The organism is Sporosalibacterium faouarense (genome assembly GCF_016765695.1).
In the GTDB taxonomy this organism is placed as follows: Bacteria; Bacillota; Clostridia; order Tissierellales; family VENL01; genus Sporosalibacterium; species Sporosalibacterium faouarense.
The window spans coordinates 1-25255 of record NZ_JAETGO010000079.1; the positions used below are offsets into that span (position 1 = coordinate 1).

Consider the following 25255-nt stretch of genomic DNA (forward strand, 5'->3'; position numbering starts at 1 on the left):
AAAAGTTACTGTATCTGGATCAAAAAGAGTTTTTGGTCTAAATACCATTATTGGAAATGTTCCCGCATAATCTTTTCTGCTAAGATAAATTCTTAAATATGCATTAGAAAATGTTCCCCCTGGTGGGATTGTTGGTGTATCAATTGTTATCAAGGTTCTGTAAATGTCATTAAGTGAAGTGAAGCTACCTATAAACATTGGGATAGTATCTATAAAGTTCGTATTTGGGTATGCTTTTGCGATGTAAGGATTTTCATTCGGGGTTAATATAATTGTAGGCATCAGTATCATCCTTTCTTTTAAATAATTTTACTAACAAATATTCTTGTAGTTAAATATTTCTTTTCCTGATACATAATATTAGAATGATAAAACAAGGTTACAAAAATGATATAAATAAACTTGAAATATTGGCTTATTAATTTGAATTCTATGAATTATGGTATAATGTCAATAATAATTAATAGTTAGTATATTTTTAAAAGAAAGATAAATAAGTCTATTTTATATTTTTAGGAGGAAATTAATGACTTATCATCAAGGAAGTTTTAATCGTTTTACTTTTGCAGAGCAAACAATTGGAGAGATTAAAAAGTACTTTATAAAGAAAAAGTATGCTGAAGGAACTATTATTTATTGTTTGCTTGAACGTGGATTAGAAATGTTGTTTTTTGATTATAAAGTTGAGTCTAATCAGAAACTATCTTTATTTGAAAGTCAAGATGTATTAGAAATATTTTATTGTATTAGTGGTGAGATCATTTTAAATTATCATAAGTATAATATTGTATTAAAAGAGAATATGATTGGTATGTATGACTTTAATGTTTGTCCTAAGTATGTCATGCTGGAAGAAGGAGAAGTTAAAGGTATTAGCCTTATATTAGATATTAATCTAGCTGATGAAGTTATTGGAAGATATCTAAAGAAAGATGTTTTAAAAATGAGTCAACTTAAGAAAATGATCTCTGATAAAAAAGAATTGTTGCTTGCTTTTGGAAGCAACAATATACGTAAAATATTCACTCAAATTGCTGAAAATACATTTGAGTTTGATAGAGAGTACCTTCTGCTAAAAGCAATTGAACTAATATTAGTAATAAGCAAAGGATTGAAGAGTAAATTGCAAGAGAGCCGTACTAATAAAAGAAGTATCCGTGACCGTAGAATATATGAAAAAGCTGTTGTATATATGGAAGAAAATATGGGGAATACTTTAACAGTTAGTGATATAGCTTATTCAGTCGGGCTTTCACAAAGACAGCTTTCAAATATTTTTTTAGAAATTGCAGATAAGAATGTATATGCTTTTTTAAAGCAGATACGCCTTTTAGAGGCAAAACGGATGATAAAAGAAACAAGACTGTCAATAACGGAAATTGCAGGTGAAGTTGGCTGGCAAAATCCAAGTAAATTTTCCTCTTCATTCAAGAAGGAGTTTGGATATACTCCCAGTTGGTTCCGTAAAGAGTATTAAATATGTTTTTATTGCAAAATTGGATTAGTATAGGTGGAAATGGAGTTGTCTCTTAAATAGTTGAAGCATATAATAGAGCCATAGTTAGATTAATCTAACTATGGCTCTATTATATGCTTGACCTATTTTAAAATATAAAGTAACTATACGTGGCCTAATACACAATTTTAAAGATTGGAGGTTAAAATACATGATTGCCCAAAATCGAACATTTTATATTGCAGAAAGTTTAAAAATTGATAAAAGGAATATTAAGCAGTATAAGAAGTATCTTAAAGAGAACTTAACTAGTTTTTATGAGCAGCTAGATAGGGAAGGTATTATTGATTCATATGCTATATTTCAACACAAAAAATCTGTAGAAAAGCATGGTGACTTTGATATGTGGAATTTTCTTATACTTGTGCAGTTGAAAAATAAAGAGAGTGGAAAAACATTTCTAAATAGAAGAGAAAAAATAAAAAAGATATTGGGGACACAGGTTATACGCATGGAGTTACTCATGACAACTCCAGAAAGTACTTACCCTATACCATCTTCAACTGTTCAGAAGAGACGAAGCAAGCCAATTTTTGCAGTTGAGTATGTTGACGTACAAGAAGAGTATCTAAAGGAATTTCAAGATATTATGATTTTCAATAATGGACCTGCTATGAAGTATATTATGAATAATGCTAAATGGTGCCATAATTTTATAGCATTAGAAACTATAGAAGTCTATTATCATAATGAAAATTATCCAAAATGGAATCAGTTACATGTAATCGGTCTTTACCCAGAGTCAATTTTATTTTATAAAAAGGACTTTTCGGAAGGGTTAGACCAAGCAAATAATATTTCATTTGATGATAACTTTAATAGGTTAAAAGAAATTCGTACTATGCTGTATAAAACAATAGGAAGAAAAATCCACTATTAAGGTTAAGTTTTTCTTGCTTTGACCTGTTTTTGAGAATAATGATATAATTATAATTATAAAAATTGACTTCTTTAGTCAGAATGTTAGGTGAAAAGATGAAAGAAAAAATATTAGTTGTTGAAGATGAAAAAAGCATTGCTGATGCAATTGCATATGCATTTAAAAGAGAAGGGTATCAAGTCGAAGTTGCATATGACGGAGAGACAGCTATTAAAAAAACACTAGAATTTTGCCCCAAGGCCATGATTTTAGATGTAATGCTTCCAGGGATGGATGGTTATGAGGTTTTAAAGAAGGTTCAAGACAAGGATAGGATGGGAGTTATTATGTTAACGGCAAAGGAGGATATTGTTAACAAAGTGTTAGGACTTGAACTTGGAGCTGATGACTATATCACAAAGCCCTTTGACATGAGGGAACTTCTTGCACGATTAAAATCATTGTTAAGGAGAATGCAGTCTATAGTAAAGAGACAAGAATCTTCCGAGGTTGCATTGGGGGGAGTGGTGATTAATTTAAAACAGAGGTCAGCTTTTGCCGGAAATAAAAAGTTGGATTTGACGCCAAAAGAATATGATTTATTAGTACTTCTAGTTTCTAATCCAAACAGGGTTTATACAAGAGACCAGATTTTAGATTTAGTATGGGGAATGGATTATATAGGAGGAACTCGTACTGTAGATATTCACATCCAGAGGATAAGAAAAAAGCTAGGTTCTGAATTCAATGTATTATTGCAAACTGTTCACGGTGTTGGCTATAAAGCTTTAGGGGGTTAATGTGAGAATAAGTATAAAGATCAGATTTAGTATTTTTCTAGCTGTACTTTTGCTTCTTACCTTAATAATTTTAAGTTCATTGGTACTAGAAGGAATTGAAAAGGACCAACAGAAGCAATATGAGGAGTATTTAGCTCAGCAAGCTAAAACAGCAAATTTATATTTTATCCAGTTAATTTTGGCTGAATCCAGTAAAGTGCCTAGTAATTTTCTAGCATCAAAGGGAGAAGAATTTGCTGAGCAACTTGAATTGATTATTGGCCAATCAGTTGTTTTATATAATCAATCTGGGACAATAGTTAGTGAAAAAGCACCTCAAAATCAATCTAATGATTTAAAGGATGCCCTTCAGTTTGCACTTGATAATAAAACAGCTTATCAGATTGAGAATGATTCCTTGTATTACATGACCCCTTTGAAGGTGGGAAACGAGCAAGTTGGGGTTATACAGTTTTACTATTCCCTTTCAAGGAACTTAGAGTTTTATAACCATATTAAACTATTATTTATATATATAGGAACAGGAGTATTTATTCTTAGCTTTATTTTGGCATATTTTTACTTTAATTCCTTTGCTAATGGAATTATCATGCTTGAGAAAATGATATATAGAATTCGTAAAGGTCATTATGAAACTAAAGTCCTTACTCGTAAAGATGAAATTGGGAAACTAAGTGAAGGTATTCATGAAATGAGTGAGCAAATCATGAAAACCATACAAAATATGAAAAAAGAACAAGAGAATTTAAGATTAGCAGTTAATAAATTATCTCAGCTTGAAAAACAGCAAAAACAATTCATTGGTAATGTAACACACGAGTTTAAAACACCTTTGACATCGGTCAAAGCTTATATTGATTTATTAGAAATGTATCCAGATGATGAAGAACTATTGAAAACAGCGAAAACAAATATAAAAAATGAAACTCAACGTCTTTATGAAATGGTTGAGAAAGTACTAGAGTTATCTTCCTTAGAAAAGTATGATTTTGAGTTTAACAAAGAGAAGATAGATGTTAAAGAATCAATTTTGCAGGTGTTGAATAGCTTGAAAGGAAAGATGGATAAGTTCGGTATAAATCTGGAAACTGAATTGACTAAGGCTTATGTGGAAGCTGACAAAGACAGTATGATAATTATACTTGTGAATCTAATGGACAATGCAATTAAATACAATAAAACAAGGGGCAATATTTCTGTGAAGAGTTATGTGAAAGATAATCAAGTCATAATTGAAATTGCTGATACTGGTATTGGAATTCCAGAAAAAGTGGTCAATAAAATTTTTCAACCCTTTTTTACAGTTGATAAAAATCGTTCTCGGCAAAATGGTGGTACGGGATTAGGCTTAGCACTTGTTAAAAATCAAGTTGAAATTCAAGGAGGCTCTATATCTCTTGTAGATACAAGCTCGAAGGGATCTACATTTAGAATTTCATTTCCATTATATAAACTATCAAAAACAAAAAAATAAGTTTACATTTTAGAAACATTCGTTGAAGTTTTGGAAATAAATCCTTGGTATAATATGAATCAAGGAGGCGGTTTATTTGAAGAAGAGTAAATTGATTAAAGTTTCAGTTGCTTTGGTATTAGTGTTATCCATCACAGCTTGCAGTGCAGAGAAAGATGGAAATAGAACTGTTATTAAAGAATCTGATAAAATCATAACAATAATTGAAGATGATAATGATGATTTAGGTGAGATTAAAGTATCAGTAGAAAAAATTGAACAGTATAAGGATTTAGAAATATCTGATTGGCTAGATGATAACACAGTTATTATTTCAAAGGAAAATGAGTCGTTAGAAAAAATGAGACTAGAAGAGTTGGCGGACCTATATCCTAAAAGTCTATACCTTTATAATTTAGATACCAAAGAATACGAACTAATTAAAGAAAAAGAAAATATGTTTTTGGGGGGTGCGAACTTGTCTCCTGATAAGAGGCACGTATTATATTATGGTAACACTTTAGGTGATCCTAGCTATTATATAATGGATATCGACAATCAAGAAACATTTCGTATTTTCAGTGAAGAAATTGGAGCACCTTATAGTGCTGAATGGACTAGTGAGGGATCAGTTATAGGAGCATCTTATAATGGAGGTGCATATTTAGCGAGTACATCAGGAGAAATTGCTCCCTTGATAGGTTTAGAAAAAGAATCTTTGTTTATTGTTAGAGAAATGAAAGAATGGATTTATTACAACACAAATTCCAACACAACTTTAATGAGGTTGAATCAGGCGACAAAGGCAAAGATAAGCTTGAATATAAATCATGCGTATAGAGTTTTCCCTGCACCGGATGGAAGTCAAATACTAGTTCTACAAGATAACGGGTCAACAAAAACTTTGATTCTATGCGATGCTAATGGTGAAAACATGAAAACCATTGCAGAAGGAACAGAGCTTAATGGGGTTTCATGGTCGCCAGATCAGCAAATGATTGCATATAGCCTGAAAGAAATTGTAAACGGTAGAACTAGTAGTGACCTTTATATTTACAGCATGTTAACTAACGAAGCTACTAAAATAGTGGTTGATGTTGGGAATATAGTAACTTGCTGGAGTCCTTCAGGGAAAGCACTGGCTTATACTGAATGGAATGACTCACGATATAATAGTAGCATTGTGTATTTGAAGCAATCGCTACAGGAATAAATTAAAATGTATGGTATTTTCCCTCTCAACTAGTAGTTGGGAGGTTTTTATTATTGAAGGAAGTTTTACATAAAATAGTGACTTTTTCAAAAAAATTTATATTTTAATAAAATAAATTATAGCTATTGCATATTACGTTACGTAATGTGCTTTAATAGAAATAAGGAGGAATAAAAGATGCAAAAGGAAAATAGGTTTTCTGTAGGAGATGTTGCTAGATTGACAGGTGTTACCATTCGTACTTTACAATATTACGATAACATCGGACTAGTACCTTTAGAAAGAGAAACTACTAATGGGAATAGATATTATAGGGAATCCGATTTAACAAGACTTCAACAGGTTTTATTTTATAAGTCATTAGGATTAAAAATTGAAGATATTAAAAATCTTCTTGTAGAGACTGTGACAATAGAACAACTTATCTCTGTTTTAGAAAAGCAGAAGGATATATTTTACAACAAGTTAAATGATTTAAAAAGTAGTATAGCATATATTGAAGCAAGTTTAGTCAGCTTGGAAGAGAATAATAGCATTCATTGGGGCAATTTAATTCAATTAATAGTATCTTTGAACAAAGAAACTGTTTTTGAATATGAAGATGTTGAATATGATAAACATACTGAAAATATTTTTACTAAATATTATGATAATACTGAAGCAGTTATGGAAGTATATTGGGACTGGAAAAAACTTATATTAGAAGCTATTTCACATATTCTAAATGATGTCCAGCCAGGAAGTAGACAGGGACAGATATTTGCGAAAAAGTGGGTGGATATGATTTTACAAATAACCAATGGGAGAGAAGATTTACTAGAAGCTCATAAAACATCATATGAAAACCGAGGGCAATGGCCAGAAGAAGATCGTAGACTAATGGAGTTTGCGAATAACTTTATTGATAAAGCTACCGAAGTGTATCTATCATCTGATAAAAATAAAGGTTTGGAGGGAGAATATGATAAAAATTAAGGATTTAACAAAAAACTTTAAGGATAAAGTAGCTGTAGAAGGACTATCTTTAAATATTCGTCCAGGTGTAGTAACAGGTTTTTTAGGACCAAACGGAGCAGGAAAGTCAACAACCATGAAGATGATTCTAGACTTAATAAAACCAACTCAGGGAGAAGTAACTATTGACGGAAAATACTATAAAGACTTAAAAAACACTACTTCAAAGATTGGAGCACTAATTGACGGAAATGCAGTAAATCCAAATTTGACAGCTAGACAACATTTAGAATTAATTGCTACAGCTGGTGGAATAGCTATTGAGCAAGTAGAAAATATGCTCTATAAGACTGGATTGAGTAAAGTTAAGAGTAATCCAATAGGAGAATTTTCCCTAGGAATGAGACAACGTTTAGGGATTGCTGCTGCTCTTTTGGGAGAACCGGAAACTGTGATATTAGATGAACCTTTTAATGGATTAGATGTAGACGGAATCCATTGGTTGAGGCAGTTAGCTAAAGACTTAGCTAGGCAAGGGAAGGCAGTTTTAATTTCTAGTCATCTAATGAGTGAAGTGCAAGCTGTTGCTGAAAGAATTATTGTTTTGGCAAAAGGGAAATTAATTGCAGATATGACTATAGAAGAAATGTCTAAAAAAAGCTTGAGTGCGTATATAAAAGTAAAAAGTGAAAACAATGAGTTGCTAAGTTCTTTATTAAAGAAAAAAGGGGCATTTATTCAAAATGCAAATGATGAAAATTTACATATTCGTAAAATGACGTTGAAACAGATAGGAATTATGGCAAAAGAAAGTCATATTGCTTTATTTGAATTAAAAGAGATGCAACCTTCACTTGAAGAGCTATTTGTAGAATTAACTGAGGGTAAGGTAGAGTATATATCCACAAAAGATATTAGGGAAAGAAAGGATGGTAGGAAATGAAAAATCTAATTCAATCAGAAATCAAAAAAATCTTTTTTCTCAAATTTTCTAAAAATTATCTTATATCTATGATAGCTATGGGCTTAGCATTAGGGATAATCTTTTCTTTAACCACTAATGTAACCCAAGGAAAAGCAATAACAGAATTGTCTCCAATGGATATAGTTTCAACAAATATGCTGGGAGTTGACTTAGCTAATGTCATGCTAATTATCTTTACTGCTTTATCAATTTCAAAGGAATTTTCTACAGATGCAATATACGTTTCTTTAGTGGTAACACCTAATAGAAAGAAATTCTTTGCTAGCAAAATGATAACTTATTTTTTATTATCTATTGTGGTAAGTATAGTTATGGTAGCTCTAACCTATTTAACTAGTCAGTTGATTTTATCAGTGCATGGTATGTCTAGAATCGCATTTCAAAATGCCAATTTAAGGCAGTTTCTTTTAGGGGTTTCAGTTATGCCAGTATTTTATTGTCTCTTAGCAGTAGCGGCTACATTTATATTTGAAAGTAGTGGAGGGTCTATTACTTTCTCTCTAGGAATTATGGCTATACCTGCTCTTATTAAAATGTTTTCAAGCACTATTCAAAAATTAGTTATGCCAATATTGCCACAGTCAGCAATACATAGTCTATCAGGGGTAGCTGAGCAAAATTCTTTCGAATCATTAGGAATATTTTTTAGCATATGTATTTTATTAGCTTGGATTATACTAGTATCATTGATAGCTGTTGTAAAGTTCCAAAAACAGGATATATAACTATTGTAAATATGGTCATATTAATTCATTATATAATAGTAAAATGTTTAATGTTAAAAACACTATACTTTCAATGTTAACTTCAAGTTAGTTGAGATTAATCTAATATACATTATTTTCGTATATTAGATTAATTATATCAGAGATATATACAAATTTTATATCTTTATTTTGTAATTTAGGGTACATTGACTTAATAGCTTTTGCAGTAACTGTTCCTCCTTCTACACCAACATGTCCTATTCCTATAGCATACCCTCTTTCCAAAGCTATTTCGCCTAATTTTTCTATCTGTTTTTCTATATGATTTTGATTTTGTGTTCCGTCAAGAAAGATATCACGGGTAGCAAATTTAACATTCAAATTTTTTGATATATCTGGTATCACAGATTTTGGTGTCGTCTTACTATCTATAAAAAATAAATTTCTATCTTTTATAATTTTTAAAACAGATTCAATTATTCTTTCATCTTGAGTAATCTTTGATCCCATATGATTATTCATTCCTACAGCAAATGGAATTTGTGATAAACTATCTTCAATGCAGCTCTGAATCTCTTCATTTGATAAATCATCGGTAATTCCTCTTGGGCCTAACCACTCCTTCTTTCCATGTTCTGGCTCCATTGGGATATGTAATATTACTTCTAATTTTGCTTCGTGAGCTGCCTGAGCATCACTTTCACTAAAAGGTTGAAATGGCATTACCGCTGCAGTCAAGGGAATATTAAGATTATACATGTCTTCTGTACCTTGACTGTTATTTCCAAAATCATCTATTATTATAGCTATGTAGCTAGTTTTTCTAGAATTAGTTTCTATTGTATTAGTATGTATGGTTGAAATAATACTTATTATTATAAGGGTTAATATTATAATCATAAAAATTGTTGTTAAGCGTTTTTTTGAGATTATTATAAACATTTAGTATTCCTCCTTTTATAAAATAAAGAAAGTATTAGCTCATAATACAATATATATTCAAAAATATTTAATAAATACAGAATCTTAGATAGAAATAATTTTGTAATCTAAGATTTTATTTATATTTTTGTTGTGTATTAAACTTATATAGTGATATCAACAATTTTTTATAATATTGTTTTGAGACAGCTATTTTATAAACTAAAAGCAGGATTATTGTTCATAGTACGAGAATTAAATATTAAATTAACTATTAATGATAGGAGGCAAAATATGTTTGAAGTTAAAAATATTGAGCCAGAAATGACCTATAGTATTAGACATAGTATTCTACGTCCTCATCAGTCATTTGAAGACTGCAAATATGATACAGATTTTGAAAAAAATACATTTCATGTTGGAGCATTTTATCAAGGAAGGCTAATAAGTATTGCATCATTTTGTGAAAGAAAAAATATTGATTTTACTAGTGAAAAGCAATATCAATTAAGAGCGATGGCAACCCTTGAGGAGTATAGAAAGCTAGGGGCTGGAAGAGCAGTTGTTAATTATGCAGAAAGCTTTTTACAAAGGGAAAAAATTGAGATTTTATGGTGTAAAGGAAGAACTAATGTCCAAAAGTATTATAAAAGACTAGGATTTATAACACATGGCGAAGTCTTTGATTACCCGCCTATTGGACCTCATATTATTATGTATAAAAAAATAAATGAAGGAAATATATATTAAAACTTTTGACAACAATATCTTAATGACTTGATATTCAGCCACTTTACAATTCAATTTGGGGGAAAGTTGTCTGTAAGATAGAAAGGGTATTCAATCAATAAGTACATAATTCCTTCATTTGTTATAACTATTATAATACTGTAATTGTATTTGAAGATTCTATTTTTGGGAATAAATAATAGTGAAGATTAAAATAAATTAATCCTTTAGGCTCGAGTATTTTGGTTAGAGGTGATTGATAATGGTAAATGAATTATTGAAAAAGCAAAAAGACTTTTTTAAGAAAGGCTATACTAGTGATATTGACTTTAGATTGAATTCCTTAGGAAAACTTAGAAAATCTATACAGTATTATGAAAAAGATATATTAGAAGCATTACAAGTTGATTTAGGTAAGCCTCATTTTGAAGGATATGCAACTGAGGTAGGATATGTACTTGATAGTATAAGTTATATGGAAAAAAATCTCAAGAAATGGACAAAGGATAAAAAAGTCAAAACACCTATTCATCAAGCCCTTACAAAAAGCTTTATAAGGTATGAGCCCTATGGAACAGTGCTAATAATAGGGCCATTTAACTATCCTTTTCAGTTAATAATAGAGCCGATGATTGGTGCTATTGCAGCTGGTAATACTGTAATATTAAAGCCTTCGCAAGATACAGTAAAAACTGAGGCAATAATAAAAAGGATTATCAATGAGGTGTTTGAAGAAGAGTATATTAGTGTTATAACAGGTGGAAGAGAAGTAACGTCTGAACTAATTAATTCGAAATTTGACTATATATTTTTTACAGGGAGCGTTCCAGTAGGAAAGATTGTGATGGAGGCAGCATCTAAAAATCTAGTTCCAGTTACCCTTGAACTGGGAGGAAAAAGTCCAGTAATTGTTCATAAGGATTCAAATTTAGATAAAGCCGCCAAAAGAATAATGTGGGGAAAATTTATTAATACTGGACAGACATGTGTAGCTCCAGACTACGTGTATATACATAAGGATATAAAGGATGAGCTATTACAGAAAATGAAGGAAGTATTAATAGAGTTTTATGGTGATAAGCCTAAGAATAGTGAAGACTATGGCAAGATAGTAAATACCAGACAATTTGATAGATTAGTAACACTTATAGATGAAGATAAAGTTTTTTATGGTGGGAATTACGATAGAGAAGAATTATATATAGAACCAACGATTTTAAATAATGTTACTTGGATGGATAAGGTTATGGAGGATGAGATATTTGGACCTATTTTACCTGTAATGGAGTACGGTGATATAAATAAAGTTATAGATATAATAAATTCTAATCCGAAGCCACTATCCTTTTACATATTTTCAGAAAATGAACGGATACAAAATATGACTATTGATAGGATATCCTTTGGTGGAGGATGTATAAACGATACTATATCTCACGTAGCCACTCCCTATATGCCTTTTGGTGGGGTAGGTAACTCTGGTATTGGATCTTATCATGGAGAGTATAGCTTCTATACATTCTCTCACGCTAAAAGTATAATAAAGAAATCAACTATATTTGATTTAAATCTTATATTTCCACCATATAAGGATAGAATTAATATACTTAAAAAAGTTCTAAAATAGAGTTAGTTTATATATTAAGTTGAAAACTTGTTTGAAAGGCTGAAATTATGAAGACCAATAAAATGGGGTAGATGAAATGAAAAAAATTAAAATGAGTAAATTACAAGCTCGTCGTTTTCTTGTAAATTATCATGGACTAGATAGCTATAATCACTTTGAAGGAGAAGAAGGTGTTTTAGAATTTATGAGAAAGGTAGGATGTATTCAGTATGACCCTCTTAATGTTGTAGGACGAAATCCAGATTTAGTTTTACAATCTAGAATTAAAGGGTACACATCAGATATCTTGGAAAAGCTTCTATATACAGATAGATCTTTAGTAGATGGTTGGGACAAGATGATGGCTATATATAGAAAAGAAGATTGGGCACCTATGGGTCATGTAAGGAATAAGCATATTGAATCTTTTATAGGTACAATGAATAATAGAGGGACTATGAAAGCTTTAGACTTAATTGATGAAATAAGGAATATAATAAAGCAAAATGGACCAATACAAGCCCGTGATATAAACATAGGTGTTTCACCGAAAGGGTCGTGGGGACATAGAAAGCTATCCAGTGTTGCACTTGACTACATGTTTAACAATGGAGAGTTAGGAATATTTAGAAAAAACAATACTCAAAAAGTTTATGATTTAATAGAAAATTTATTACCAACTGAAATAATTGATAAGGACTCATTTAATAGTAATTATGAATTTCATAAATGGTACTTCAAGAGGCGTATTGGAAGTGTGGGAATGATATGGAAACGTAGTGGAGGTGGCTGGCTAGGACATTTTCTCTCAAACAAGGAATTAAGAAATACTATTATTGATGAATTATTAAGTGAAAATAGTATTGTACCTGTATCTATTGAAGGAATTAATGATGATTTTTATATTAGGACTGAAGATGTTAAAAACTTTGATTTTACAGAAGTAAAAGAGGATATGTCAATGCGTTTTTTAGCTCCACTTGATAATATTTTATGGGATAGGTCTATGATTGAAGAAATTTTTGACTTCAAATATAGATGGGAAGTTTATGTTCCTAAAGATAAAAGAAAATATGGTTATTATGTGCTTCCTGTGCTTTATGGTGATAAGCTTATAGCTAGATTTGAACCTGAATTACATAGGGGGAATGAACCTCTAGTAATAAAAAGGTGGTGGTGGGAAGAAGGAATTATAATAACCGATAAAATGAAGAAATCTGTAAAAGATAGCCTAGAAGAGTTTTGCAATTATCTTCAGGCTGATGGTTTAGCTAAAGAAAGCATTAGCAAAATCTATTGAAGATAATATACATAATATCTACTTAATAGACTGTAAAGCCCTCAACGATTGTTGAGGGCATATCTGTTATAGATATTATTTTAATGTAGTTATAGACTCAGAGAGATACATATTATATAGAGGATATAATACGTATTTATTTACTAGGCTTTAACTTATTAGACTCTAAGAATTCCAGTATACGACTAGATTGATTAACAACTACGTGTCCTGTATTAGGTAACAATGTATCATTAGTTTGAGAAGTAAATCTCTTAAGATGATTGATACTTTTTTGAGCAGGAATCAAATTGTCACGTTCTCCAAAGATGACTTGTATTGGCATTGTTAATTTGGATAGAGACACTCCATCAAAAACTGGAAGCTTTTCTAATCTAGGATTAAAGTGCTTACTAATCAGTTGTGTGAATTCAAGAGCACTTTTCATATCAGATGTTGATACTGAAGGGGTTGCATCATTATACACTAATTTCATGGCTTGTTTTTTACCCCATTTGCCTAATAGAGATAAAAAGAGATTCTTCCATAAAAAGCTAGACTTTGTTTTTGCAAGTCCTCCTGGGCATAAAAGAACTAGCTGTTCTACCTTATCTGGATATGTGGTTGCAAAATCTAATGCCATCCAGCCACCCAATGATAGACCAACGATTGAGCATGTCTTGAGGCCAAGTGATTTAAAGGTTTCATCTAGCCAACTAGAATAATCACCGCTTTCATAAGTAGGACGATTGGGGTCAGAGAAACCTGCTTCTCCTATTAAGTCGATAGCATAGACATGATGAGTTTTGCTAAATGTTATTACATCACTATACCAACAGAAAGAGTTTGATACACTTCCATGAAGTAATATTAGGGGTGGATTATCATTTGACCCAGATTCAATTACAAAAGTAGAACCAAAGCTTGTATCAACTTTATATTGTTTGTTCTCAACAGGCCAACTTGATAGTATTTCCTGATATCTCTTTAAAACTTCTTGTTTGCCTTCTTCAGACTTGAATATTTTTTTCATAATTTATATTCCCCTCAACTCATTTTAAAAGCCATTCTTCAGCTTCTTTTTTATTATCATAGACCCTAAAACTATTACTCTTATTTATTTCAAGGGCCATTTCTTTAAATTTACCTTTTTGACTGATGCTGTTTGGAATAATAGCAGCTACTTTCACATTGTAATTAATAAATTTTTGAATTATATTACCTGCTACCTTAGTCTTAAGTTTATAAAAGTCCTCAGACAATGTATTGTGATGTAACATAAGTAAGTTTGTATCCTTTTCTCCACATAAAGCTACCAATTCTAGAGCATCATCTTCGGTTTTTAGTGGAGTAGCAGCTGACATAAAATCTATATATCTTTTATGATTTTTTTCTATAACTTCATATTTCAATTTCTCTTTCTCCTTTCTAACTTGATTTTCAAATAACTTTTCCCTTAATTCTTGGATCCAATCTAATTCATTCTTATATGAGAATATAATGTTTTTATAAATCATATCCCATATGAAAGCTTCTCTATCATCTCTATTAGGCGTATAACGAGCACGTCTTCTCTTTTCTTGTTCAATAACTAACTGTATTTTGAGTTCTTCTTCATAACTTGTAAGAAGCCCATTTAACTCTTGGTTAGATAGTACATTAGACCAGGCCAGTTGTATTAAAAAAGTCTTTTTAAGTTCAGGGGCTTCTGGGCTAGACATAGTCCACTCCTTTAATTCATTTAAACCTTCATCTGTAATCTTATATGTTTTTTTAGAAGGTGCTCCATCCTGATGAAAAACTTCACTGGAAACAAAACCTTTATCTTGTAATTGAACTAGGGCTTTATAGATTTGATTATTATTGCCAGACCAATACATAAAAGTGGAATCCTTAAAAATTTTCTTTAACTCATATCCAGTTGAAGGCTTCCAGCTAAGGATACCCAGGATTGCAAATTTAATTGACATTAATTACACTTCCTTTTTAAATAATTTCATATAACCATAACATATGTTAATAGTAACATATGTTATTTTGATAGTCAACTTTTTTTAAAACAAAATTCAGATTAATTTAATTGAAGAACAACATATTTAAATTTTGATGAGATTAAGTTATTGATCCTCGAGTAATAAAGCATGATTCATGGAATTTTAGTTGTTATATATAAAGTTAATTTAGCAAAGAAGAATTATGGGATTTGGACATATGTCCTTTTGCTTAAGAAATATATAAAATATAATATTTATAATAAGAGGAGGAGTGAAATGGAAAATATAAATAATCCACGGGTATTAAAAGAGTATGTGGATAAATTCAATATCAACAGTTTATTTCAAGATAATATGATGGAAGATATGAAGTTGTGTAAATTTAATTCTGAAGAAATTATTTTTTTAGAAGAAGAGCATATAGAGAATTTTTATTTTATAGTTGAAGGCAAGGTAAGAGTGAAGGCTTCATTGAAAAGTGGCAAGGAAATTTTACTTAGATTTATTCAACCATTTAATACTTTAGGTGAAATTGAACTAATGGGAGATTGTTGTGCCAAGAATAGAGTTGAATCAGTTAAAGAGTCTTTGCTAATTGGTATTTCAATAGATAAAATGAGAAAATTTGCATTTGAAGATATAAAATTTCTTAAATATATTAATGGAATTTTAAGTCATAAGATATCCACAATTGATAAAACTATGGCTTTAAATTTAACATATCCATTAGATGTCAGGTTAGCGAATTATTTAATTACAATAAACTCTACAAATGAAAATAGAATTAATGAACTAGAAACTAATGATTTAAATGATATAGCAGAGATATTAGGTAGTAGCTTGAGACATTTGAATAGAGTTATAAAGGACATGAGTGATTTAGGTATATTGAAGAAACAGAATAAAAAATTGTTAATTCAAGATTATGATAAATTAAAGCAAATGTCTGTTGAACTTTACTTTTAATGTGAAATGGAGGGGAATAATGTATAGAGGAATACTTTTTTCAATAATGGCAGGACTTTTTATAGCAGTACAAGGAATTTTTAATACAAGAGTTAGTGACAAAATCGGTTTTTGGGAAGCAAATACCTTTGTGAAGGGAACTGCTTTCTTATTTGCTCTCATTATTACTTTGATATCAGGTAAAGGAAACTTTTCAAATATTACACAAATAAATAAGGTGTATTTATTAGGAGGAGTGATGGGAGCAATAATTGTATTTGGAGTTATGAAGGGAATAACATATATTGGAGCCACTAATGCAGTAACTTTAATAATAGTATCACAAATTATATGTGCATTAATAATAAATAGTTTAGGATTATTTGGGGAGAACAAGCTAAGTATTACTCCTATTAAAGTATTAGGATTAGCTTTTATGTTTGTCGGTATTATCCTCTTTCAATTCAAAGGGTTGAGTGAGTAGATAATCTCTCATATTAAATAGTTATTAGAAGAATAGTGATATTATAAAAATAAAGGTGGTTTTAATAAAGTAGACAAGAATATTTTAAAACAGATATGTGCTAATTAGGCAACTAAGAAAGGTAGAGGATTAATATGAAGTTTATATCTATTGGCGACAATTGTATGGATGTATACAAGCAGATGGGAAAAGCTTTCCCAGGAGGAAATTCAGTGAATTTTTCTGTTTATGTGAAGCAGCTAGGAGAATGTTCTTCCTATCTAGGAGTAGTAGGTAATGATGATTATGGAGATATCATGATAGAACAAATTAGATCAAAGAAAGTAGATATAAGCCATGTACAAAAAGTAGAAGGTGAAACTGCCCATACAAATGTAGAGATTAAAAACGGTGATAGGATATTAAATGACTATGATGAAGGTGTTTTAAAGCATTTCAATCTATCTGACGAGGACTTACAATACATTAGAAGTCATGACTTTCTGCATACAGCCATTTGGGGAAACTGTGAAAGGTATCTAAACTATTTGAAGGATTATGTAACAATCTCTTTTGATTTTGCAGATAGAATTGATTTAGTTAAGATAAAAGAGGTTTGTCCTAATGTCGATTATGCCTTTCTATCTTATAGTGAGGACAATCTTTCTATAAGAAATACTTTAGAACAGATAGTTAGTCTTGGTCCAAAATGTGCAGTAGCAACTTTGGGAGCTAATGGAAGTGTTGCTTATGATGGTGTAAGCTTTTATAAAGAAAAAGCAAAAAGAATTGATGTAGTAGACACATTAGGAGCAGGTGATTCGTTTATAGCTGCATTTATGGTAGGTATAGCAAAAGGCTATGATGTAAGAATGTGTTTGCAAATGGGAACTAGAAAAGCATCAAAGACAATCACATATTTTGGAGCATGGTAAATAAGGAAGTATTCCTATTGCAATATAATTTTGATAGATATTATAATAAAGATGTAGATAAAGCACCGCATAGTATAGAACCCACAGTTAGTGCAAAATCAGTATTTTCTTTGAACCTATCGAGAATGTAGATGAAATTAATATAGTTTTAAATGTAGGTTTTGAAGAATTTAAATTTGATAATATAGAAGTGTAAAAATAATTATTATAAAGGATAAAGGGACTCTTTTGAGTGCCTTTATTATGTTTTTTTGATATTATTTGTTTCTACAATTATAATTAATAATATAAACTTAATTTTATAAATTATAATTTGATAAATAAGTCTGAGCAAGATTATAAATGTTAAATTTTGTAATTAAATATTTAATAAGCTACTAGCTAAGAAAGATGGTGATAGTTTGTTAAAAAGAATAAAAAATATGACTTTACAATTAAAGATTACTATTATCTTCATATCAATGACTCTATTAATTTTGCTAATTCTAGGATCTATATTTTATACAAATACTACTGAAACCTTAAAAGAATCTAAGGAAAAGGAAATGAAGACTATTGCCATTGAAACAGCGAATAAAATTGAGAGATTTCTATTTGAGCGTTCAGGAGATATAGACGTATTATCAGAATCAAAAATTTTAACTATGCCAGAAGTTCAGAATAGTACACGGCTTCACTTTTTATCTAATGTTATGGAAGCATATAAGACATATGATAGTATCTTTGTCTTAGATTTAAATGGGAAAGTGACACTTTCAACTGGTGACGTGCCTAATATTGAGAGAATACGCAATGGATTAATAAACTCAGATTCATATATATCTGAGATAATTACAAATGAAGAAGGAGAAAAATTAATTTGTTTTTCTAAGTTTTTAATTAATGAATCTGGAGTAAAAATAGGTACTGTAGTTGAAGTAATGAATTTTCACTCCATTGAAGAAATAGTTGAAAATGTAACTGTTGGGAAGAGTGGATATGCTAAGCTAGAGGTAGTCAAGTCAAATGTGGAAATTAACAGTGACAATCATGCTGTTAAAATAAAGAGTCAAGGTGAGGATTATATCACTATTAGTGTACCTATTAAAGAATTTTACTCTAATAAAAGTCAATGGAGTATTAAAGTTTTACAGAGGGAAGATGAGGCATATGAAGTTATAAATAATTTTATTAAATACTTATTACTAATATCCTTTGTTATATTTGTCCTGTTTTCTTTCTTATCTATAATTATATCAAAGGTAATTACTGAGCCTATAAGAAACTTAATGTACAAGGTTAATCAGCTTATGAAAGGAAATAAAAGATATAATTTTAAATACAAGACTAAAAATGAAATAAAGAGTTTAACATCTTCTTTTGATATATTACTTGAGCAGCTGAACTTTATGATGCAAATGGTTCTTGAAAAGACAGGAGAAGCTGCATATATGGGTGAATTTAATGAGAATATTAAAGATCTATTTAAAAGTATTTCAAAGGGAATCCTAACAATAGATGCTAAAGGTCAGGTGACATCTATAAATAGAGCTGCAGCACATATTTTAAAGTTGGACTATAATAATGAGTATGATTTAAATATTAATAATAATGAAACCCCGGGATTAGGCGATTTCTTCAAAATTCTAAAAAATAGTTTTGTTAATGATATAAAATATAGAGGAGAAATATGTAATATTTCCCATGGCAAAGAAGGATTTATTCCTGTTATATTTAATACTCTTAGACAAACTGATCATAATGGAGAGCTAATAGGAATGACAGTAATTATTAATAATTTAGAAGAAAAGAGAATGTTTCAAGAGAGCATATTTAGAGAAAAGCATTTATCTCAACTTGGAGAGCTGTCAGCTGGTATGGCTCATGAAATACGAAATCCATTGGCTTCGATTAAAGGATATGCTCAAATTGCTCGCATGGAGTTAGAAGAAAGTCATCAAAGTTATGAAGATTTAACTATTATTCTAAATGAAGTTGAGAGGTTAGATAGGATTATTGAACGATTTATGGCATTTGCAAGACCAAACCAACCAATAAAAACGGAAGTTTCAATTGGAGACTTGATTGATGAAACAATAAGGTTAATGAAAAGCGACCTTGTTAAGAATAGAATAAAAGTAAAGTTTGTAAGAGCAAATAACGATAAGATATTAGTTGACTATGAGCAGATAAAACAAGTACTTATTAATATATTAATCAATGCTATTCAAGCATCCAGCCATGGAGATGAAATTCTTATTAAAACCTATGGAATCTATAAGGAAAATTTTTTTGCAATTAAAATAATTGACCAAGGGGTAGGCATTAATGATGAAATAATAGATAAAATCTTCACACCTTTTTATACAACTAAAGAAGATGGTTCCGGGCTAGGTTTATCTATTTCGTCCCAAATTATTAAAAATCATCAAGGATTCCTTGAGATTGACAATACGTTGAAAAGGGGAACAAGTATACTAATTAAATTGCCAATGAGAGGTGAAGATAAAAATGAATAATTTAAATGTTTTAATTGCAGAGGACGAAGCTAACTTGGCTAGATTATTAGATAGAATATTACGAAAAAGAGGGTATAATACTTTTGTAGTTAATAATGGGGAAAAAGCTCTAAATATTGTAAAAAATGAGCCAATTGATATCGTGATAACAGATATTCGGATGCCTGGGATTGATGGTATAACTTTACTAAAGGAAATAAAAGCATTTGACTCATGCGTTGAGGTTATTGTGATGACAGCATTTGCAACTGTGGATACTGCAATTGATGCTATAAAGATAGGTGCAAGGGATTATATACGTAAACCTTTTGATGTAGAAGAAGTGCTGGAGGCTATAGAAAAAGCTAAACTGATAGTAGGGCATAACTCAGAGTATGATACTCATGATTTTAAGACTGACGAGATTTTAGTTACTAATAGTATGTCCATGAGGAGTCTTAAGAAATTAATCGAAAAAGTAGCAAGTAGCAAAGCTACAGTAAATATATATGGTGAAACAGGAGTTGGTAAAGAACTTGTGGCTAAAACAATTCATGAAATAAGTGATCGTAGTGAAAAGCCTTTTATTAAAGTTAATTGTTCTGCATTACCAGAGACTCTTTTGGAAAGTGAATTATTTGGATATGAAAAAGGTGCATTTACAGGGGCTTTTAAGCGCAAGCTTGGTCGTTTTGAGCTTGCCAACGAAGGAACTATATTTTTAGACGAAATTGGTGATGTCTCTCCTTTGATTCAACTAAAACTGTTGAGAGTGATTCAACAAAAAGAACTTGAACGCTTAGGAGGAACTCAAACAATACCGCTAGATATTCGCGTTATTACTGCCACTAATAAGGATTTGGAGGGACTTGTTAAAGAGAATAAGTTTAGAGAAGATTTATATTATAGATTAAATGTCATCCCTATAAAAGTTTCTCCACTACGGGATAGAAAAGAGGATATTCCTGAATTAGTTAATACATTTATTAGAATTGCTTGTGAGAAAAACAATATACCAATAAAGAGATTTTCACCAAAAGCTTTAGAAATGCTTTCTAATTATTCTTGGCCTGGTAATGTTAGGGAACTTGAGAACATCGTTGAAAGGATAATTATAATAAGTGAGGGTCAAATAATTGAACACTCAGATTTGCCAGAATGTATTTGCTCTGAATTGGACATGAGCGATGGAGGTACCTTAGATGCTAGAAAGGACGAAGTGGAAGAACAAGTTATTAGAAAAGCTATTATAGAAACTCAAGGAAATATGACAAAAGCTGCTAGAAAACTTGGTGTTTCAAGAAGAACATTATATCGTAAGATTCACAAGTATGAAATAGACGAAAAAGAAATGGATTGAAATAAATTAATGGGACATAAATGTCACACTGTGAAAAATATGTCCCAATAAGTCAATATAAGCACAGCTAAAAGTAGGTATTAACCTGCTTTTTTTATTGGCATAATATTTGCTTCTTAGTTAGTATGTTAAACAAAAAATCAAAGGAGGAGTTATATATGGGTTTTGATACAGGTAGTACGGCATTTATGCTAATAGCTACAAGTTTAGTAATGTTAATGACTCCAGGATTAGCATTTTTTTATGGAGGGCTTGTTGGTAGAAGAAATGTTATAACAATTATGATGCAAAGCTTTGTATCACTGGGGATTACAACAATACTATGGTATACTGTTGGATATTCTTTATGCTTTAGTGGAGATGTTGGAGGTATTATTGGAAATTTAGATATGATGTTTTTAAGAGGAGTATCTATTACAGACGCTTTCTCTCCCACCAATAATATCCCTATGATTGTATTTATCGCTTATCAAATGATGTTTGCAGTAATCACTCCTGCGTTAATAACGGGGGCATTTGCTGATAGAGTAACCTTTAAAGCGTATATTATATTCCAAGTCGCATGGTTACTCCTTGTATATTTTCCATTTACACATATGATTTGGGGTGGAGGATTTTTATCAAATCTAGGAGTTCTTGACTTTGCTGGAGGTATTGTTGTTCATACTACTGCTGGGATGGCGGCATTAGCTTCTGTCTTTTTCGTTGGAAAAAGGCACTGTAAGCCAAGTGAGCCGCACAATATCCCTTTAATTGCTATGGGAACTGCTCTATTATGGTTTGGTTGGTATGGATTTAATGCAGGAAGTGAGCTGCGTGTTGATAGCATTACTACACTGGCGTTCTTAAATACAGATATTGCAGCTTCGTTTGCAGCTATTGTGTGGTTGATTATTGAATGGAAAGAAGTAGGTAAGCCTAGATTTGTTGGCCTTTTAACAGGGGCGGTAGCAGGTCTAGCTACCATTACTCCAGCAGCTGGATTTATTAGCACAAATATGGCTGCAATAGTTGGTATTTCTGCAGGTATTGTATGTTACTTTGCAGTTAAGTTGAAAAATAAACTTAAATGGGATGATGCATTAGATGTATGGGGAGTACACGGTGTTGGAGGTATTTTAGGAGTAATTTGTTTAGGCTTATTTAGTAGTACTGCTGTAAATAGCAGTGGTGCTAATGGATTATTCTATGGTGGAACTCAATTTTTTCTAGTGGAAACTGGAGCAGTTATCTTTGCTGCTGCTTATGCCTTCGTTATATCTTATGTACTTCTAAAAATAATTAGTAAAATAACCCCTGTTAGAGTAACAAATGAAGTTGAAGACTTTGGGTTAGATTTTGAAATTCACGGAGAGAATGCTTATTACATTCAATAGATAATAATTAAAGGTACCCGCTACGGGTACCTTTTATCTTATTTATAGTTTTCTCTAGATTTCGCTATAGTTTTAACTGCTTCTTCTACTCCGGCCCAGCCTTTAACTATAACTTCTTTTTCTTCTAAATTCTTATACACTGAGAAAAAATGTTCAAATTCCTTTAGTATATGATTTTCCAAGTCTTCAAGGGATCTTATATTTTCAAATCTTGGGTCATTTGAGGGAACTCCTAAGATTTTTTCATCCCTTCCCTTTTCATCTTCCATAATGAACATACCTATTATTCTGGCTTTGATTAAACACCCTGGAAAAGTTGGAAAAGTAGTTATTACCATGGCGTCTAAGGGATCTCCATCATCTGCCAAAGTATTTTGTATAAATCCATAATCAGCTGGATAATAAACAGGAGAATATAAAACTCTATCTAATCTAAACATTCCTTTTTCTTTATCAAACTCATATTTGTTGTTACTTCCTCTGGGTATTTCTACAAAAACTTCCATACAAGGAGCCGACATAATATACACCTCACTTTATAAATTACAATCATTGTTATTATAACACTATATATGCTTTATAGACTTAAAAAAATGTAATATTTATAAATTTATATTGTTTTACATTTTTTTTCATGCGATCAGAAGAATATGTATTTTTTACTGAGTTAAATTCAATAAAATTATATATATGCAATCTAAAAATGAAAGATGAAATGAAAAACTTGCAAACGCTTTCATGTCAGGTCTATGGAAGAAATATACAAAAACCACGATATAAATATTAAAATAGCTTAACTATGTCAAAAAATAACAAATAGCACATAGTCTCAATGTTAAGAAAAAATGCAATAGGAAAACGATATCCTGCAAATTTCAGAAAATTAACCATTGACATTGGATTAGAAATCCTTATATAATAACAATTAAATATTAAAAAGTTGTAACATTTCAAATTATAAGGGGGTAAATTATTGTGAAAAAATCATTTCGTATTTTGGCTTTGTTACTTGTGCTAGTTTTAGCATCTTCTATAGCTTTAGTTGGGTGTGGAGACAGTACAGAAGAGAGTGGAAAATATTTAAGATTGGCTAAGGACGTGGAATTATCGTCAATGGATCAACATATTGCTACAGATGGATTGGCATTTGAGACTATAGCTGCAACAATAGAAGGATTATATAGTTTAGATGCGGCTGGTAATACAATACCTGCTATCGCACTTTCCCATGACGTGAGCGATGATGGACTAAAATATACGTTTAAGTTAAGGGAAAACGCAAAATGGTCAAATGGAGATAAAGTTACAGCCAATGATTTTGTATTTAGTTGGAGAAGATTAGTGAATCCCAATACTGCAAGTGAATACAACTTTATTGCAGATGTAGCTGGACTAAAGAATGCTGCTAAAATAGTGGATGGAGAACTTCCTAAAGAAGAATTAGGTGTAAAGGCATTAGATGACCATACACTAGAGGTTGAGCTAGAAAGGCCTACGCCTTACTTTATTTCTTTAACAGCTTTTGCTACATTCTTTCCTTTAAATGAAGAGTTTGTTACAGAAAAAGGAGATCAATATGCATTAAATCCAGAAAATATATTGTCTAATGGGCCATTTAAGATGGTTGAGTGGAATAAAGGCTATGGATATAAGTTAAATAAAAATACTGACTATTATGATGCAGAAAATGTAAAAGTTGATGGATTGGAATTTCGTATTATAAAGGACCCTCAAACAGCAGTTCTGAAATTTGATTCAGATGAGCTAGACGTGGTGAAATTATCGGCGGAGCTTGTTGAAAAATATAAGTCTGATGAAAGTTTTAAACTAATAGGAGCAGGATATTTATGGTATATGTCATTTAATCAGGAAACAGAATTATTTAAAAATGTTAATATGCGTAAAGCTTTTAGCCATGCAGTAGATAAGTCTCATATTGCAGATAATATACTAAATGATGGTTCTTTGGTGGCTGATTTTATAGTTCCTATAGGATTAGCTACTGGTCCAGATGGCAAGGATTTTAGAGATGAGGCAGGAACATATTCTCAATATGATAAAGCTTTAGCACTAGACTATTGGAATCAAGCAAAATCTGAATTAGGAAAAGAAGAATTGGAAGTAGAAGTGTTATTTGATGATTCTGAGACTGTCAAGAAGATGGCAGAATTTATTCAAGCTGAATTAGAGACTAACTTACCAGGATTGACTGTTAAGTTGAAATCACAGCCAAAGAAAAATCGTTTAGCATTAATGAGATCAGGAGACTTTGAACTTGGACTTACAAGATGGGGGCCAGACTATTCGGATCCGCTAACTTACCTAGAATTATTTATAACAGATGGATCATCTAATAGTCCAAATTACTCAAGCCAAGTATATGACGACCTTGTATATTCTGCATCACGTGGAGATCTTTCCTCTGATCCTATTGGAAGATGGGAGGCAATGATAGAGGCAGAAAGAGTTCTGTTAGAGGAAGATGCAGCAGTTGGACCTTTATATCAAAGGGGATATGCTTTCTTGATTAACTCTAAAGTGACAGGAATTGAAGACCATGTTGTTGGAACGCCTTTCATATATAAGAGTGTTGAGATAAGCGAATAGTTATTTGAGGAAAATGTATGAAAAGAGAAAGTCATAGGCTTAAGTCTATGACTTTCTTAAAATAATTATTTTAGTG

23 protein-coding genes are annotated in these 25255 nt (G+C 30.9%); 18 read left to right on the plus strand and 5 right to left on the minus strand.

Features of this window, described 5'->3' with window-relative positions:
- A partial coding sequence (locus JMO20_RS14550; RefSeq protein ID WP_202710425.1) for a DNRLRE domain-containing protein occupies positions 1-282 on the minus strand: 282 nt, incomplete at its 3' end.
- Positions 283-526: 244 nt separating this feature from the next.
- Between JMO20_RS14550 and JMO20_RS14555 the strand changes: the two genes are divergently transcribed.
- From JMO20_RS14555 to JMO20_RS14590, 8 genes are all read left to right on the plus strand, one after another.
- Positions 527-1477, plus strand: a complete 951-nt coding sequence (locus JMO20_RS14555; RefSeq protein ID WP_202710426.1) for a helix-turn-helix domain-containing protein — start codon at positions 527-529, stop codon at positions 1475-1477.
- A 190-nt stretch (positions 1478-1667) separates the two neighbouring features.
- Complete coding sequence (locus JMO20_RS14560) at positions 1668-2396, plus strand: hypothetical protein (RefSeq protein WP_202710427.1); 729 nt, start codon at positions 1668-1670, stop codon at positions 2394-2396.
- A gap of 62 nt (positions 2397-2458) precedes the next feature.
- Positions 2459-3175, plus strand: a complete 717-nt coding sequence (locus JMO20_RS14565; protein ID WP_279380147.1) for a response regulator transcription factor — start codon at positions 2459-2461, stop codon at positions 3173-3175.
- A 1-nt stretch (position 3176) separates the two neighbouring features.
- Entirely contained in the window at positions 3177-4649 is a 1473-nt protein-coding gene (locus JMO20_RS20655) for an ATP-binding protein (protein WP_202710428.1), read from the plus strand.
- A gap of 76 nt (positions 4650-4725) precedes the next feature.
- Positions 4726-5841 (plus strand): TolB-like translocation protein, encoded by a 1116-nt coding sequence (locus JMO20_RS14575; protein ID WP_202710429.1) that lies wholly within the window; start codon positions 4726-4728, stop codon positions 5839-5841.
- Positions 5842-6018: 177 nt separating this feature from the next.
- Entirely contained in the window at positions 6019-6816 is a 798-nt protein-coding gene (locus tag JMO20_RS14580; RefSeq protein ID WP_202710430.1) for a MerR family transcriptional regulator, read from the plus strand.
- Positions 6803-7738, plus strand: a complete 936-nt coding sequence (locus tag JMO20_RS14585; protein ID WP_202710431.1) for an ABC transporter ATP-binding protein — start codon at positions 6803-6805, stop codon at positions 7736-7738. Before JMO20_RS14580 ends, JMO20_RS14585 begins: the two co-directional genes overlap by 14 nt.
- Positions 7735-8505 (plus strand): ABC transporter permease, encoded by a 771-nt coding sequence (locus tag JMO20_RS14590; protein WP_202710432.1) that lies wholly within the window; start codon positions 7735-7737, stop codon positions 8503-8505. The genes JMO20_RS14585 and JMO20_RS14590 overlap by 4 nt, the downstream gene beginning before the upstream one ends.
- 102 nt (positions 8506-8607) lie before the next feature.
- Here the strand turns inward: JMO20_RS14590 and JMO20_RS14595 are convergent, their stop codons facing one another.
- A complete protein-coding gene (locus tag JMO20_RS14595; RefSeq protein ID WP_202710433.1) occupies positions 8608-9429 on the minus strand; it encodes a divergent polysaccharide deacetylase family protein in 822 nt (273 codons plus the stop codon).
- Positions 9430-9702: 273 nt separating this feature from the next.
- On the opposite strand from JMO20_RS14595, the gene JMO20_RS14600 reads away from it, so the two are divergent.
- The 3 genes from JMO20_RS14600 to JMO20_RS14610 all read left to right on the plus strand — a co-directional run bounded on the left by JMO20_RS14600 (position 9703) and on the right by JMO20_RS14610 (position 13043).
- Entirely contained in the window at positions 9703-10158 is a 456-nt protein-coding gene (locus JMO20_RS14600; RefSeq protein WP_202710434.1) for a GNAT family N-acetyltransferase, read from the plus strand.
- 241 nt (positions 10159-10399) lie between these two features.
- Positions 10400-11764: an aldehyde dehydrogenase gene (locus JMO20_RS14605; RefSeq protein WP_202710435.1), complete on the plus strand. Its 1365-nt coding sequence runs from the start codon at positions 10400-10402 to the stop codon at positions 11762-11764.
- Between the two features lie 76 nt (positions 11765-11840).
- Positions 11841-13043 carry a winged helix-turn-helix domain-containing protein gene (locus JMO20_RS14610; RefSeq protein ID WP_202710436.1) on the plus strand — a complete coding sequence of 401 codons (1203 nt, stop codon included), beginning with the start codon at positions 11841-11843 and terminating at the stop codon, positions 13041-13043.
- Between the two features lie 136 nt (positions 13044-13179).
- On the opposite strand, the gene JMO20_RS14615 is transcribed toward JMO20_RS14610, so the two are convergent.
- Both JMO20_RS14615 and JMO20_RS14620 read right to left on the minus strand, forming a co-directional pair.
- Entirely contained in the window at positions 13180-14055 is an 876-nt protein-coding gene (locus JMO20_RS14615) for an alpha/beta fold hydrolase (RefSeq protein ID WP_202710437.1), read from the minus strand.
- A gap of 19 nt (positions 14056-14074) precedes the next feature.
- Positions 14075-14992, minus strand: a complete 918-nt coding sequence (locus tag JMO20_RS14620) for a PadR family transcriptional regulator (protein WP_202710438.1) — start codon at positions 14990-14992, stop codon at positions 14075-14077.
- A gap of 300 nt (positions 14993-15292) precedes the next feature.
- Here JMO20_RS14620 and JMO20_RS14625 point away from each other — a divergent pair, with 300 nt between their 5' ends.
- The 6 genes from JMO20_RS14625 (at position 15293) to JMO20_RS14650 (ending at position 22572) form a co-directional block, all read left to right on the plus strand.
- Complete coding sequence (locus JMO20_RS14625) at positions 15293-15982, plus strand: Crp/Fnr family transcriptional regulator (RefSeq protein WP_202710439.1); 690 nt, start codon at positions 15293-15295, stop codon at positions 15980-15982.
- 19 nt (positions 15983-16001) lie between these two features.
- A complete protein-coding gene (locus JMO20_RS14630) occupies positions 16002-16445 on the plus strand; it encodes a DMT family transporter (RefSeq protein ID WP_202710440.1) in 444 nt (147 codons plus the stop codon).
- A gap of 134 nt (positions 16446-16579) precedes the next feature.
- Complete coding sequence (gene frlD, locus JMO20_RS14635) at positions 16580-17359, plus strand: fructoselysine 6-kinase (RefSeq protein WP_202710441.1); 780 nt, start codon at positions 16580-16582, stop codon at positions 17357-17359.
- A gap of 422 nt (positions 17360-17781) precedes the next feature.
- The gene (locus tag JMO20_RS14640) at positions 17782-19857 is read left to right on the plus strand and encodes an ATP-binding protein (RefSeq protein WP_202710442.1); all 2076 of its coding nucleotides are present in this window, start codon (positions 17782-17784) and stop codon (positions 19855-19857) included.
- Positions 19850-21196 (plus strand): sigma-54-dependent transcriptional regulator, encoded by a 1347-nt coding sequence (locus JMO20_RS14645; protein WP_202710465.1) that lies wholly within the window; start codon positions 19850-19852, stop codon positions 21194-21196. The genes JMO20_RS14640 and JMO20_RS14645 overlap by 8 nt, the downstream gene beginning before the upstream one ends.
- Positions 21197-21354: 158 nt before the next feature.
- Positions 21355-22572, plus strand: coding sequence for an ammonium transporter (locus JMO20_RS14650; protein WP_202710443.1), 1218 nt, complete (start codon positions 21355-21357; stop codon positions 22570-22572).
- Between the two features lie 38 nt (positions 22573-22610).
- Here the strand turns inward: JMO20_RS14650 and JMO20_RS14655 are convergent, their stop codons facing one another.
- On the minus strand, positions 22611-23093 hold the full coding sequence (locus tag JMO20_RS14655; protein ID WP_243414757.1) for an inorganic diphosphatase: 483 nt from the start codon (positions 23091-23093) through the stop codon (positions 22611-22613).
- Between the two features lie 454 nt (positions 23094-23547).
- On the opposite strand from JMO20_RS14655, the gene JMO20_RS14660 reads away from it, so the two are divergent.
- On the plus strand, positions 23548-25179 hold the full coding sequence (locus JMO20_RS14660; protein ID WP_202710444.1) for an ABC transporter substrate-binding protein: 1632 nt from the start codon (positions 23548-23550) through the stop codon (positions 25177-25179).
- The last annotated feature ends 76 nt before the right edge of the window (positions 25180-25255 follow it).